This window comes from Acidovorax sp. FG48 (assembly GCF_057809085.1).
In genome coordinates this window covers 267,256-281,007 of the sequence record NZ_JBMDJH010000006.1, presented here as the reverse complement: position 1 = coordinate 281,007, position 13,752 = coordinate 267,256, and the positions used below count along the sequence as shown (strand labels likewise).

General features: G+C 63.6%; 16 protein-coding genes. 6 read left to right on the top strand and 10 right to left on the bottom strand.

All coding sequences use genetic code 11. The features are described 5' to 3' along the window. Positions 1–115: 115 nt before the first annotated feature. Positions 116–1,180, bottom strand: a complete 1,065-nt coding sequence (locus tag ACODSU_RS11705; RefSeq protein WP_488842435.1) for a DUF6352 family protein — start codon at positions 1,178–1,180, stop codon at positions 116–118. A 410-nt stretch (positions 1,181–1,590) separates the two neighbouring features. Between ACODSU_RS11705 and ACODSU_RS11700 the strand changes: the two genes are divergently transcribed. After that, positions 1,591–2,481 carry a hypothetical protein gene (locus ACODSU_RS11700; protein WP_488842434.1) on the top strand — a complete coding sequence of 297 codons (891 nt, stop codon included), beginning with the start codon at positions 1,591–1,593 and terminating at the stop codon, positions 2,479–2,481. A gap of 54 nt (positions 2,482–2,535) precedes the next feature. On the opposite strand, the gene ACODSU_RS11695 is transcribed toward ACODSU_RS11700, so the two are convergent. From ACODSU_RS11695 to guaB, 5 genes are all read right to left on the bottom strand, one after another. Beyond that, the gene (locus ACODSU_RS11695; RefSeq protein ID WP_488842433.1) at positions 2,536–3,537 is read right to left on the bottom strand and encodes an acyltransferase; all 1,002 of its coding nucleotides are present in this window, start codon (positions 3,535–3,537) and stop codon (positions 2,536–2,538) included. A gap of 35 nt (positions 3,538–3,572) precedes the next feature. Further along, the gene (gene guaA / locus ACODSU_RS11690; RefSeq protein ID WP_060983846.1) at positions 3,573–5,189 is read right to left on the bottom strand and encodes a glutamine-hydrolyzing GMP synthase; all 1,617 of its coding nucleotides are present in this window, start codon (positions 5,187–5,189) and stop codon (positions 3,573–3,575) included. Between the two features lie 12 nt (positions 5,190–5,201). Further along, entirely contained in the window at positions 5,202–5,636 is a 435-nt protein-coding gene (locus tag ACODSU_RS11685) for a type II toxin-antitoxin system VapC family toxin (protein ID WP_056063857.1), read from the bottom strand. Continuing rightward, positions 5,633–5,890, bottom strand: coding sequence for a type II toxin-antitoxin system Phd/YefM family antitoxin (locus tag ACODSU_RS11680; protein WP_110961258.1), 258 nt, complete (start codon positions 5,888–5,890; stop codon positions 5,633–5,635). The genes ACODSU_RS11685 and ACODSU_RS11680 overlap by 4 nt, the downstream gene beginning before the upstream one ends. Before the next feature lie 92 nt (positions 5,891–5,982). Then, positions 5,983–7,458: an IMP dehydrogenase gene (guaB, locus tag ACODSU_RS11675; protein WP_015014639.1), complete on the bottom strand. Its 1,476-nt coding sequence runs from the start codon at positions 7,456–7,458 to the stop codon at positions 5,983–5,985. 108 nt (positions 7,459–7,566) lie between these two features. Here guaB and ACODSU_RS11670 point away from each other — a divergent pair, with 108 nt between their 5' ends. Further along, positions 7,567–8,091 (top strand): DUF4124 domain-containing protein, encoded by a 525-nt coding sequence (locus ACODSU_RS11670; protein ID WP_488842432.1) that lies wholly within the window; start codon positions 7,567–7,569, stop codon positions 8,089–8,091. 51 nt (positions 8,092–8,142) lie between these two features. On the opposite strand, the gene ACODSU_RS11665 is transcribed toward ACODSU_RS11670, so the two are convergent. Beyond that, entirely contained in the window at positions 8,143–8,490 is a 348-nt protein-coding gene (locus tag ACODSU_RS11665; protein WP_488842431.1) for an RnfH family protein, read from the bottom strand. After that, positions 8,483–8,923 (bottom strand): type II toxin-antitoxin system RatA family toxin, encoded by a 441-nt coding sequence (locus tag ACODSU_RS11660; protein ID WP_015014642.1) that lies wholly within the window; start codon positions 8,921–8,923, stop codon positions 8,483–8,485. Before ACODSU_RS11660 ends, ACODSU_RS11665 begins: the two co-directional genes overlap by 8 nt. 129 nt (positions 8,924–9,052) lie before the next feature. Between ACODSU_RS11660 and smpB the strand changes: the two genes are divergently transcribed. From smpB to ACODSU_RS11640, 4 genes are all read left to right on the top strand, one after another. Beyond that, the gene (gene smpB, locus ACODSU_RS11655) at positions 9,053–9,526 is read left to right on the top strand and encodes an SsrA-binding protein SmpB (RefSeq protein WP_488842430.1); all 474 of its coding nucleotides are present in this window, start codon (positions 9,053–9,055) and stop codon (positions 9,524–9,526) included. Between the two features lie 144 nt (positions 9,527–9,670). Next, a complete protein-coding gene (locus tag ACODSU_RS11650; RefSeq protein ID WP_488842429.1) occupies positions 9,671–10,042 on the top strand; it encodes a COG4315 family predicted lipoprotein in 372 nt (123 codons plus the stop codon). Positions 10,043–10,076: 34 nt separating this feature from the next. After that, positions 10,077–10,628 carry an RNA polymerase sigma factor gene (locus tag ACODSU_RS11645; RefSeq protein WP_488842428.1) on the top strand — a complete coding sequence of 184 codons (552 nt, stop codon included), beginning with the start codon at positions 10,077–10,079 and terminating at the stop codon, positions 10,626–10,628. 22 nt (positions 10,629–10,650) lie between these two features. Next, complete coding sequence (locus ACODSU_RS11640) at positions 10,651–11,559, top strand: anti-sigma factor family protein (protein WP_488842427.1); 909 nt, start codon at positions 10,651–10,653, stop codon at positions 11,557–11,559. Between the two features lie 135 nt (positions 11,560–11,694). Here ACODSU_RS11640 and ACODSU_RS11635 read toward each other — a convergent pair whose 3' ends face one another. Next, positions 11,695–12,789 (bottom strand): enoyl-CoA hydratase/isomerase family protein, encoded by a 1,095-nt coding sequence (locus tag ACODSU_RS11635; protein WP_488842426.1) that lies wholly within the window; start codon positions 12,787–12,789, stop codon positions 11,695–11,697. Continuing rightward, positions 12,786–13,661, bottom strand: a complete 876-nt coding sequence (locus tag ACODSU_RS11630; protein ID WP_291442423.1) for a DMT family transporter — start codon at positions 13,659–13,661, stop codon at positions 12,786–12,788. The genes ACODSU_RS11635 and ACODSU_RS11630 overlap by 4 nt, the downstream gene beginning before the upstream one ends. Between the last annotated feature and the right edge of the window lie 91 nt (positions 13,662–13,752).

Below are 13,752 nucleotides of genomic sequence, written 5' to 3'. Positions count from 1 at the left end.
TACAAAGTGACCCCACTTACACTGGGGACTGGCGCACTTCGTTGTTGAAACCGCCAATCAAATGGGCTGCTAGCGCCTGTTAATCATGCGCTAGCAGCTATAGATTCAATAGCGATCAAGATGCCGATGCCAACGGCAGATTGAGCAACAGGTTCTGCGGCTTGATGCGCACCACGCCCTCGGCGTTGGTCGCCAGCCCCAAGTACACCGGCTTGCCCGCCACGTCGGCCCGCATCTCGGCCGGGTTGGCGAAGGTCAGCGTGAACAGGCTCACCAGGCGCTGCATGCGCTCGGCCTCCACCGGGCGGTCCTGGTACAGGTCGTTCAGGATGGCGGTGGACTCCACATCCAGCCCCACATGCCAGCGCCACGCGCTGTCGGTGACCTGGTGCACAGGCTCGATCTGCACCTGCACGCCCAGCAAATGCGCCACCCAGCGCTCCAGCACGCGGGCCAGGGCTTTCAGGCCCGAGCGCGCACGGGTCATCTTGAAGGTCAGGCCATGGCTCAGGTCCTGCGTCAGCTCATGGGTCAGGTCAAGCAGAAAGTGGTGGCGATCGCTCTCCTGCCAATACTGCCCCGCATTGTCGGCCGACAGCACCTTGACCTGCGCCGTGGGCTGCAGCGCGCCGCTTTGCAGCAGCAAGCGCCCCACCTCGCCCAGACCTGCCGTCTCATTAAGCATGTCGAGCGTTTCCCGGTCGCCTGCCAGCATTTGCCCGTCTTGCAAGGTGATGCGCTGGGGCCGAAACAGCATCTCGGCGGCGCGGGCTTCAAAGGCATCGTTGCAGTCATCCAGCACATTGCGCAACAGGGCCTGCACCACGGCGTCGATAAACACGGCGGGCACGTTCACCGCGCCACTGCGCATGAGCTGCAGGTAATAAGCCTCCAGCGTGCCGGTGGCCAGCAGGCCATCGCGGAAGCGCAGGAACACGGTGTAGTTCTCGCGCGCGTCGTCGTCCTGCAATGCAACCTGCTCCGCAGAGGTGACCGCCCGCGCGGGCGACACCTTCAGCGATTCATGCAGTGCGATCTCAGCAGTGCACGACCCTGGCACCAGGGCCAGCTCTGGTCGGGCCAACACCCGCCGCAAGTAGTCATCCGTGGCTACCAGCCATCCGCGCGTGTTGCGCGACAAGGCAGAAAAATCGCATGCAGGCCAGAAATCAGTGGGCATCAAGGTCATGTAAGGAACATCCGCATACGGCATAGCGGCATTGACGAGGCTGGAATGACGCGCCGAGACGCGGAGGACAAAGTTCAGGGACGAGGGCACGGAGCGCGTTCAGCGCCAAGACCTCTGTCAGCGTCAGCGAGACTAAATACATCACTTATTTAGCGCACCATTTTGCCCATGTCTCCGGGAGGTGCGAACAGCAATGTGAAAGCCCTGCCGACAGGGCCCGCCATTCAATCCCCGGCAGCGCTGAACAGCCCCCCGTTCCAAAAGGCTCAAAAGCGCCGGTTTTACGGTGCTTACTCAAAAGACAACAAACATCAGCCAGGCGACCATAGGGGCAATCACCACCACACCACCCGGGCACCGCGCCCGCCGGTGAATGGATAGCCCTCGGAAGGAGTCTCACCATGCTCGATATCTCAAAAGCCACCAACATGCTGACCTCCCTGGGTGTTTCCAGTACGCTGGCGGCCAAAGTGGCCGAGCGAGCGGCACAAAACCAGGAGGGCACGGATGCTCTTGCGTTCCTCAAGGAATTGCAAGCCACCTTGAAAGAGTTCTCCACCTCCGACACTGCCGGGAGCGACGTGACAAGAGCCGCGCCGACCACGGTGGCATCCACCAAACCGTATCAATCCACCTCGGCCCTGTACAGCACGGGCACGGAGACGAACGGAGCCGCCGAAGCAACCGCCAAGGCCCCTTTCAACAACCTCACCGAATTCAGGGCCTGGGAAAAGGGCCTGGGTGACACGTTGGCAGAGGACTACCAGGTCCCGGACTACGTCCGGATGATTTCGACCTCACTCGGAGGAGGAGATGAGGCGGTTGTCAGCCGCTACATGTTCTTCAAGAACAACCCGGAGTTCGCCGCCGACTACGCAGCGATTCGCAGCGGCGAATTGTCGAAATTCCCCACGGATGGTTCAACACTGGTCAAAAGCGACCTGTCCACAATGCCCACGGAAACTGCGGCGTACTACAAGGGACATACCGCCGAACTACTGGCAGCCGAGGGTTTCAACATGGACCCCACCCTCGCCAAAATGCGGATGGAAGGAACAGTGGAGATCCCTGAAGGCGCCAATCCCTCAAACTGGCTGATGAGCAACAAGTGGACTGCCAACGGCATCGTGGCCCAGGACAATCGCACCGTCTTCGCCCATGCCCCTTATATCGGCCTGGATGGCAAAGGCGCCGATACCTATCGCAGAACCACCTACGACGCGACCACCAACAGCATCATCGACCATGATGGCATCGCTTACGACCCCGTGACCGGTGAGGCCAGGGCCTGACGAGGAAAGCGTCGACCGGCACTGCAAATGCCAACTCCGCCGGCCAACACTGCGCTAGATCATGCGGTTGAGCAGCGGCATGCGCTGGAACATCCAAGCCACGCCCAGGGAACCCGCAAACACCACCGCAGCCAGCCCAGGCACTGACCACAGCACGCCCCCTTGTTCCGGCTGAAGGCCGACACTACGCAGCACCTCCAGCAGGATAGGATGCACCAGATAGGCCCCCAACGTCAGCTGCGAGAGCCGCTGTGCTCTCCGCGCACATGCGCCCTCCCAAGCGCAGCGCTTGAACATCAGCATCGCACTCAGCGACATCGGAATGACAGTGGCACTCAGGTACCCGTAGAAGTAAAGGCCCTTGTCCAGCCCGTGGGTACGCCCCACCCAGAAGCACCCAACCGCCGTGGCGGTCACCGAAAACGCGAAGACCGCCACCAGCCAGGGCAAAGGCACCTCCCGGTGCGCCGTCCGGAGAAGGTAGCCGCAAAAGAAGTACGGTAAGTACGACAAGAACCAGTTGATAAACAGCCCTGCGCCACCGCCAGTGGCAACCCGGTGCCACTCGTTCACGCCCGCAAGAACAAATAGGGCCCCTACCAGCCACCACAAGTCGCGCCGCGAGGTGTGCCACGCCACTATGCGCAAAAACGGCGTGAACAAGTATAGACACAGCAGCATGTAGAGAAACCACAGGTGGTAATGCGGCCACCCACGCGCCACGCTATGAAGCACGTCCGCCGGGCGCAGCTGGTCCCACGCGTGGCGGTAGTTCCAGAGGACGTACACAACACTCCAGAACAACAGCGGCAGCGCAATCCGGGCCGCGCGCTTGCGGTAGAACGTCGCTAGGCTTTCTGTTTTGCGCGCATCCAGCAGCAATGCGCCGCTCACCATCACGAACACAGGGACACACCACCGCACTAGGGCGTCGTACCCGTTACCCACCCACCAGACCGTAGACCCCAGCGGGGCCTGCGTCACCACACTGGCAGACACATGTAAAAGAACAACGGCCACGATTGCGGCCACCCGTGCTGCGTCAAGCCAGATCATGGTCCCGATTCACTTGGGGTACGGCATTTGCTCGTTCACTCCCACTCAATCGTCGCTGGTGGCTTGCTGCTCACGTCATACGTCACGCGGTTGATGCCACGCACTTCGTTGATGATGCGGCCCGACACCTTCTTGAGCAGCGCGTAAGGCAGCTCGGCCCAGTCGGCGGTCATGAAGTCGCTGGTCTGCACGGCGCGCAGGGCCACCACGTAGTCGTAGGTGCGGCCGTCGCCCATCACGCCCACGCTCTTGACGGGCAGGAACACGGTGAAGGCCTGGCTGGTGAGGTCGTACCAGGTCTTGCCGGTGGCTTCGTCCACAAAGTTGCGCAGCTCTTCGATGAAGATCGCGTCGGCACGGCGCAGCAGGTCGGCGTATTCCTTCTTCACCTCCCCCAGGATACGCACGCCCAGGCCGGGGCCGGGGAAGGGGTGGCGGTAGACCATGTCGGGCGGCAGGCCCAGGGCCACGCCCAGTTCACGCACTTCGTCCTTGAACAAATCGCGCAGGGGCTCCAGGAGCTTCAGGCCCAGCTGCTCGGGCAGGCCGCCCACGTTGTGGTGACTCTTGATGGTGACGGCCTTCTTGCTCTTGGCGCCGCCGCTTTCGATGACGTCAGGGTAGATCGTGCCCTGGGCCAAAAAGGTGGCACCCTTATGGCCGCCGGTGCCGGCCTTGAGCTTGGCTGCTTCGGCCTTGAACACATCCACAAACAGACCGCCGATGATCTTGCGCTTTTGTTCGGGTTCGCTCACTCCGGCGAGCTTGCCCAGGAACAAATCGCTCGCGTCCACGCGGATGACCTTGGCGTGCAGCTTGCCTTCGAACATGTCCATGACCATGTCGCCCTCGTTCAGGCGCAGCAGGCCGTGGTCCACAAACACGCAGGTGAGCTGGTCGCCAATGGCGCGGTGGATCAGAGCTGCCGCGACGGACGAGTCCACACCACCCGACAGGCCGAGGATCACTTCCTCATCGCCCACCTGTTCGCGGATCTTCTGCACAGCTTCTTCGATGTAGTCGCCCATGACCCAATCGGCACGGGTGCCGCAGATACCCAGCACAAAACGCTCCAGCAAGGCGCGGCCCTGCACGGTGTGCGTGACTTCGGGGTGGAACTGCACGGCATAGTAATGGCGGCTTTCGTCAGCCATGCCGGCAATGGGGCACGACGGTGTGGAACACATCACCTTGAAACCCGGCGGCAGCGCCGTGACCTTGTCGCCGTGGCTCATCCACACCTTGAGCATGCCGTGGCCTTCGGGGGTGGCGAAGTCTTCAATGCCCTTGAGCAGCTCGGTGTGGCCGTGCGCGCGCACTTCGGCGTAGCCAAATTCGCGGGTGTTGGAGCCTTCAACCTTGCCGCCCAGCTGCTGGGCCATGGTCTGCATGCCGTAGCAGATGCCCAGCACAGGGATGCCCAGCTCGAACACTGCATTGGGTGCCTTGTCGTCCACCTCGTACACGCTGGCGTGGCTGCCCGACAGGATCACGCCCTTGAGCGAGCCGTCCTTGGCGTAGTCACGGATCCATTCGTCGGTCACGTCGCAGGGGTGCACTTCGCAGTACACATGGGCCTCGCGCACGCGGCGGGCGATGAGCTGGGTGACTTGCGAGCCGAAATCGAGGATGAGGATTTTCTGGTGTTGCATGGTGGTGGTCCGTCAGAGGCTGGAGAGATCAAGAAGCGGGACGCCGCTGCGCTGGGCGGCAGCGATCTGGTGAGAATCAAAGGTGGCCAAAGGCAGGCGCAGCGAACGGGCCAGCCACAGGTACGCAGCATCAAAGGTGGGCAGACCGGTTTCCAATGCCACGTCGAGCACGGCCTTGTGCTGGGCAGGGGCCAGTTCGTGCAATTCAACGCGGTGCCGAATTGCTTCGAGCACGCCCCACAGGCCTTCGACGGAAGCGGCTGGAATGCGCCCGCTGTTCACACCGGTGGCCAGTATGTTGTGGCACTCCCAGTGCCAGAGGTTGGGCGCCTGCGGCTCGACCTCATCGCGGCGGATCAGGGCGTACAGGCGGCGGGTGTGTTCGCTGGCCGCGTCCGGCAACAACCAGGCGGCAGTGACCGAGGCATCAAGCACGAAAGCGGTCATGCAGTGCTCCGCCCTGCACGGCGCAAGCCGTCCACCGTCGTTGCCCCTGCGGGTTGAATGCTGGCATGCAACGCGTCCATCTGGCCCAGTTCGCGCGCAATCTGTTCGTCAGAAATCACTGGGCGGCGGCGCACCGGCAGCATGCGTACTACCTCTTTGCCGTGACGGGTGATGCGCACTTCCTCGCCCTGCTCGACCAGTTCGATCAAGGCAGAGAACCTGCTTTTGGCTTCGTAGATGCCAACGGACTGCATAAATAAAAAAGTCTGGCCTGAATGGTGAATTCAGACCAGACTATATCAGTCTGACCAGATTTTTTCAATCAGGCCAGATCGGCTTACAACGATCAGTCAGCGCGGTAGTTCGGCGCTTCCTTGGTGATCTGCACATCGTGCACATGGCTTTCGCGGATACCGGCGGTCGTGATCTCGACGAACTCGGCCTTGTTGTTCATCTCTTCAATGGTGGCGCAACCGCAGTAGCCCATGGATGCCCGCACGCCACCCGCCATCTGGTAGACGATGCTGACCATGGAGCCCTTGTAGGGCACACGGCCTTCAATGCCTTCAGGCACGAGCTTGTCAGCGTTGGGGTTGCCCGTGCTCGATTCCTGGAAGTAGCGGTCCGCGCTGCCCTGCTGCATGGCGCCAATGGAGCCCATGCCGCGGTAGCTCTTGTAGCTGCGGCCCTGGAACAGGATCACCTCGCCAGGTGCTTCTTCAGTACCCGCAAACATGCCGCCCATCATCACGGTGCCTGCGCCAGCGGCCAGGGCCTTGGCGATGTCGCCGCTGTAGCGGATGCCGCCGTCGGCAATCAGCGGCACGCCTGTGCCCTTGAGCGCCGTAGCCACGTTATCGATGGCCATGATCTGGGGCACGCCCACGCCGGCCACGATGCGGGTGGTGCAGATGGAGCCGGGGCCGATACCGACCTTGACGGCATCCGCACCGGCCTCAACCAGTGCCAGCGCAGCGGCGCCGGTGGCGATGTTGCCGCCGATCACGTCCACTTGGGGATAGTTCTGCTTGACCCAGCGCACGCGGTCGATCACACCCTTGCTGTGACCGTGGGCCGTGTCCACCACGATGGCGTCCACACCGGCCTTGACCAGTGCCTCCACGCGCTCTTCGGTGCCCTCGCCCACGCCCACCGCAGCGCCCACACGCAGGCGGCCAGCGGCGTCGCGCGCCGCATTGGGGAAGCTGGTCTGTTTGGTGATGTCCTTCACCGTGATCAGGCCCTTGAGTTCAAAGGCGTCGTTCACGACCAGGATGCGTTCGAGCTTGTGCTTGTTGAGCAGCGCCTTGGCCTGTGCAGGCGTGGTGCCCTCTTTTTCATTGACCGTGATGAGCTTCTCACGCGGGGTCATGATCTGGTGGACCTTAACGTCGTAGCGGGTCTCGAAGCGAAGGTCGCGGCCCGTGACGATACCGACCACCTTGCCACCGTCGCACACGGGGAAGCCCGAGATGCCCAGTTGCTCGGACAGCTGCAGCACTTGCAGCACCGTGTGCTCGGGGGTGATGACCACGGGGTCGCGGAGCACGCCGGACTCGTAACGCTTGACCTTGGCCACATGGGCAGCCTGCTCTTGCGCCGTGAGATTCTTGTGCACGATGCCGATGCCGCCCTCCTGCGCAATGGCAATGGCCAGGCGCGCCTCGGTCACGGTGTCCATGGCGGCGGACACGAGCGGCAGGTTCAGTTGGATATTGCGGGAGAGTTTCGTCGCGAGGGACGTGTCCTTGGGCAGGACCTGGGAGTACGCTGGCACCAGCAACACATCGTCGAAGGTGAGCGCTTTTCCAAGAAGGCGCATGAGAAAGCTCCAAAAAATGGATTGTACCCGCGCCGCATGTGGCGAAAACGCGCCCACCCATCTCCAACGCACTGGCGGGGGGGGAATCACATGGATAAACTTGTCCGCATGAAAATGCACAAGCTTCTCCTGCTGGCCGTGGCCTGCACCTGGGCCATGGGCGCGGCGGCGCAATGGCAGTGGACAGACAAAGACGGTCGCAAGGTCTTCAGCGACCGCCCCCCGCCACCCGACATTCCTGAAAAAAGCATCCTGAAGCAGCCAGGCGGCAACCGTCCGGCACGTACAGCGCCCCCTGCCGCACCCGCAGCCTCCGATGCAGCCCCTGCCGTGGCAGCAGCGCCCAAAGCCGCAGCCAGCGCTGCAGGCGCGGGCAAGGACAAGGAGCTGGAAGAAAAGAAGGCCCAGGCCGAGGCCGCAGAAGCCGCCAAGAAAAAGGCCGAAGACGAAAAGATCGCCAAGGCCAAGGCCGAAAACTGCACCCGCGCCCGTGCGGCAAAAGCAGCGTTCGACGCAGGCAAGCCCATCACCCAAGCCAATGCCCAGGGCGAAAAAATCTTCCTGGACGGCCCCGCCCGTGCAGCAGAGGCCAAGCGCATCGACGAGATCGTCGCAAGCGACTGTGTACGCTGAGTTGTGAGGGACGTGCTGCTTCGACCTCCCCCGCCGACCAGCACGTGAGATTCAGTAGCCCGACTTGCCCCCGGGCCGGCGCCGCGCAAACAGCCCGGTGGTGCGAGCGCCTTGGCGGGCAAAACGCTCCCGGCGCGCCACCTTGGGGTCCACCTTCAACGGGCGGTAGATTTCCACACGGTCCAGGGGCTGCAGCACTGCATCCAGGTTGGCGGCACGGCCCCAGATGCCAACCGACGGCTCATCACCCGCCTCCACCCCACAGCTGGCGCGCAGGGCATCTGCCACGGTAGCGCCCACCGGCAGATCCAGCACCCATTCGCGCACCTCGCGCGGCGCCAAGCAGGCAACCACGGTGATGGCGAGGGTCGCCGGGGCGCCGGGCCCTTTCTCAGCCATAGACCTGTTCCGCGCGCTTGACGAAGGCATCCACCATGCTGCCCGCGATGCGGTCAAACACCGGCCCCACCAGCGCGGCCAATGCGGCGCTGTCAAACCCGTAGTTCAGCAGCAGCTCCACCTTGCACGCACGCTGCGTGCCGTCTCCCACGGGATGAAAGTGCCAGTCCCCGTCCAGCCGTGAAAACGGACCTTTCACCAGATGCATCTGCACACGCTTGCCCGCCTCGTGCGTGTTGCGCGTGACGAAGGTCTGGCGAATGCCGCTGAACGCAATGCCCACCTCAGCGGTCATGCCCTCGCTGGTCTGCTCCAGCACCGCAGCGTGGTCGCACCAGGGCAGGAACTGCGGGTAATGCTCCACCCCGGTGACCAGGGAAAACATCTCTTCGGGGCTGTACCAAATGAGGACTGACTTGTGGACGGTTTTCATGCAGGCAATGGGCGCGCGGCTTTCAAAAGGGAAAGGCGGCCGGGGAAACTAGAATCACGGGTCTCTGAACGGCCACAATTGTATGTAGGGAGACCTTTTATCTCCCGCAGGGCGCCGCATCTGAACTACATGGCCAAAAAACCCGATCCCACATCCCGCATTGCCGACAACAAGAAAGCGGCCTACAACTACTTCTTTGAGGAGCGCCACGAGGCGGGCATGGTGCTGCACGGCTGGGAGGTCAAGGCGCTGCGCGAGGGCAAGGTGCAGCTGACCGATGGCTATGTGCTGATCCGCGATGGCGAACTGTATCTGCTCGGCTGCCTGATCCACCCGCTCAAGACAGCGTCCACCCACGTCAACCCGGAATCGGCGCGCACCAAAAAGCTGCTGCTCAAGAAGGACGACATCAAGCGCCTGATTGGCAAGGTCGAGCAAAAGGGCTACACCCTGGTGCCCGTCAATCTGCACTGGAAGAACGGCTTCGTGAAGTGCGAAATCGCACTGGCCAAGGGCAAGGCCGAGCACGACAAGCGCGACACCATCAAGGACCGTGAAGGCAAGCGCGAGGTGGAACGCGCCATGAAAAGCCGCAGCCGCTGAGGCCGGTGCACGGTGCGGTCTCTGCGTACACGGACCGCCCTTGAGATTTTTTTGCGACGCTGTGGAATAAACCGCAGCGTCCATGTGTTTGTCCCGGTGCAAGGCAGCATTCGCCTTTGCCTGCACCACCCTCTGGAGAAACCCATGAAGAAACTGATCTCGATGACCACCCTCGTCGCAGCCGTTGCTCTGGCTGGCTGCGCCGCCATGGACACCTCGCCCGTGAAGACCATGGACGGCGTGTTGGTCGGCACAAACGGCATGACCCTTTACACGTTTGACCGCGATGTGGCCGGCAGCGGCAAATCGGTGTGCAACGGCCCCTGCGCCACCAACTGGCCGCCACTGATGGCCAGCAAGGCCCCGGGCGCTGACTACAGCGTGATCACCCGCGACGATGGCAAGACCCAGCTGGCCTACAAGGGCAAACCGCTGTATTACTGGGCCAAGGACACCAAGCCCGGGGACAAGACGGGCGACGGAGTGAACCAGGTCTGGCGCACCGCGCGGCCATAACAAACCGGTCAGCGCACCCCAGGCTTCGCGCGGAATGAACCGCTCCCAGGTCATCGAACAGCTGCCCGCGCTGCGCCGCTACGCGCGGGTGCTGACAGGCGATGCCTGGGCGGCCGATGACCTGGTGCAGGACACACTGGAGCGTGCCTGCAGCAAATGGCTGCTGTGGCGCACCGGAAGCGACCTGCGCGCGTGGTTGTTCACCCTGATGCACAACCTGTACCTCAACCAGCGCCGCGCATTGCCCCCGCTGCAAACCCTGGACATCGACGAAGTTCAAGATCAGCTGCCCGGCACTCCGTCCCGGTCGGACGATGCGCTGGACCTGGAGCGCTGTCTCCAGCGCCTGCCCGCCGACCAGCGGGCCGTGCTGCTGTTGGTGGCGATGGAGGACATGGGCTACGAAGACACGGCACGCATCCTGGGCATTCCGGTGGGCACCGTCATGTCACGCCTGTCGCGGGCCCGCACGCGCCTGCGGGTGCTCATGGACCGTGAACCCGCGTCAGACCCTACAGCTGCCACCCAGCCTGGCCCCTTGACGGCTGCGGGCATTACCGCGCCGGTGCTGCGTCGCCTCAAATAGCCCCTAGCCCCGATCCCCCGCCATGGACCCCAAGCACCCTGCCCCTCCACCGCGCGCTGAAGAAACCAGCGCCTGGCACGCCCTTGTGGACGGCCAGTTGACTCCTGCGCAGGCCCAGGCGCTGCGCGAGCAACTGCGGGACGATGAGGAGGCCCAGGCCACGCTGGCCTACTGGCAGACGCAGCGGCAGCGGCTGCAGGCCCTGCACCAGGACCTGCTCCACGCCCCCGTGCCCGACGCCCTGCTGGCCGCAGCGCAGCGTGCCACCGACCGACGCGAGCAATACGCGCAATGGTGGCGCTGGGGTGGAATGGCTGCATCCGTGTTGCTGACCTTTGTGCTGGGCTGGACGGGGCGCAGCTATTGGCCCGCCGGGATGTCCGGTCAAACCATTGCTGCGGGCCAGGGCACCACGCTGGTGGCCGCCGAACCGGCACAGCGCTTTGCACAACAGGCCTCGGTGGCCCACGCGGTGTACCAACCCGAGGTACGGCACCCGGTAGAGGTCACTGCCGCCCAGCAAGACCACCTGGTGCAATGGCTGTCCAAGCGCCTAGACCGTCCCCTCAAAGTCCCTGCGCTCGGTGCGCAAGGCTATGAACTGGTGGGTGGCCGCTTGCTGCCTGGCGACACAGGCGTGCGCGCGCAGTTCATGTACCAGAATGGCGCCGGTCAGCGCATCACGCTGTATCTGGGCGCTCTGGCGCCGTCCTCGCCCCGCCCTGCGGGCGAAAACAAAGGCGGCGCGCCACAAAGCAAGGAAACGACACTGGCGGCGCCCCCCACTACCGCGTTCCAGTTCACGCAGGAAGGCCCTGTGCCCGGCTTTTACTGGACAGATGGGGGCTTTGGCTATGCGCTGAGCGGGCAGCTCTCGCGGCCCGATCTGCTGGCCCTGGCCACTGCCGTGTACCAGCAATTGAACCCATAAAAGCTGGAACATCGCAGCCGTCATGGCAGGCAGATCGCAGGCCTCCCGGCCCGCGATCACCGATGCGTGCGCCCTAGGAGGTCTTGAACAGGCGCCTGGGGCGCAACCCAAACGCCCGACTAAAGCCGTCGCCGGTCAGGCCAGATGGGTCAGCGGATGGGCGTGTACAGGCCAGGGGCTGGCAAAGAAAGGAGTGACCATGTCCGGCGTCACGTCCTCAATGCGGCCTGGATTCCAGCGGGGCGCATGGTCCTTGTCCACGGCCAGGGCACGGATGCCTTCGACCGTCTCGCTTTGCCCCGGGCGCAGGAAGAAGCAGTGGCGCACCATGTCGCGCTCCATGCGCAGGTCGTCGGCCAGGCCCATAGTGCGGGCGCGGCGGATTTGTTCCAGCACCACATGCAGCATCAGTGGCGAACGCTTGCGCAGCGTGGCGGCCGTGGCACGCGCCCAGTCGCTGTCAGCCGCTTCAAGCCCCTGCACGATCTCGCCAACGGTCGGCAGCGCAAAATATTGGTCAATATCGGTCCGAGCGCCAGAACCGCTTGCCTGAGCTGCTACAAATTGAGAAGCAACATAGGCCTTGATAGCCGCGCCATCTGCAAAGCTTTGTGTGGCCAGGGCGTCCCACACCGCCGCCTGCCGGTCTGACGGCATGCAGCCATCGGCCAGCTGGTAGGCAATGGCATCGCCTGCGCCGATGGTGTCGCCCGTCAGGGCCAGCCACTCGCCCACCCGGCCGGGGCAACGGCTCAGAAAGTACCCACCACCCACGTCCGGGAACAGGCCAATCGCGGTTTCGGGCATGGCCATCTTGGTGCGTTCGGTCACCACGCGCAGGGCGGCGCCCTGGCTGATGCCCATGCCGCCCCCCATCACGATGCCGTCCATGAAGGCGATGTAGGGCTTGGCGTAGTTGTGGATCAGGTGGTTGAGCGCGTATTCCTCGGTGAAGAAATCCTCGATCAGCGGGTTGCCCTGGCTGCCTGCCTGGTGCAGAAAGCGGATATCGCCGCCCGCGCAGAAAGCCCCAAACGGGCCTTCCTTGTTGCTGCCACGAATCGCCACCGCCAGCACCCGCGCATCGTTCTGCCATGCCAGCAGGATGCCCATCAGGTCACGCACCATGCCCAGCGACAGGGCATTGAGCGCCCGTGGGCGATTCAGGGTGATGAAGCCCACCTGGCCCCGCACTTCGCTCAACACTTCAGACACAACCGTCTCCGTCATTTTTGTTCCTTCCAACCCAACAGTTCATTGAAAACCAGCGCACCGATGACCAGTGCGCCTCCGGTCAGTACGGCAGGCGCAGGTTTCTCGCCCGCACCCAGCCATGCCAGCAGGATGCCGAAAATCACTTCCAGCAAACCCAGCAGCGCCATTTCGGGCGCCTTGAGCACCCTGCCGCAGCGCACCGCCAGCACGCAGGGAATCGCCAATTGCACCACGCCCAGCAGGGCCAGCAGCCCCAGGTCGTAAAAAGATGCCTGAAACGGCAACGCCAGCGGCAGGGTGGCCACCACCGAGATCACCGCACCCACCAGCACCGCGGGCACCAGATCCACCGCATGGCCATGGCGCTGCGAGTGCTGCACCACCGTCCAGTTCACCGCCGCCGCCACCGGCACGCACAGGGCCACCAGGGTGCCCAGCAGCGGCAGGCCCGCCATTTGCGAACCGTACATCCAGCCAATGCCCAGCCCTGCCACCGCAATAGCTGCCCAGGTGCGGGGAGCGATGTGGTGGCCGATGAACACCCGTGCCAACAGCGCCGTGAGCAAGGGGCCCACCGACATGGTCACCAGCACATTGGCCACCGGCATCAGCACCAGCGCCACCATGAAGGCCGTGAACATCACGCTCCAGCACACGCCCGAGATCCACAGCGCCCGCCCGCCATGGCGCATCGAGGCAAACACCGCCCTGCCCTGCAGCACGGGCAGGATGACCAGCAGCGCCAGCAGCGTGAAGAAGCTGCGCCAGAAGGTCACCTCAAAGCTCGCCGCATGCTCCAGGTGGCGTGTGACCACACCGGCGATGGACCACATCAGGGTCACGGCCACCATCAGCACCACGGCACGGGAATGTGTGAGTTTCAACATGGGTTCCAACTTGCAGACGGAAAAAAGGCCACTGCGCTGCAGTGGCCCTTGTCGGAAACGGTCAGTCTATCGATCCATCGATGGACCGCCC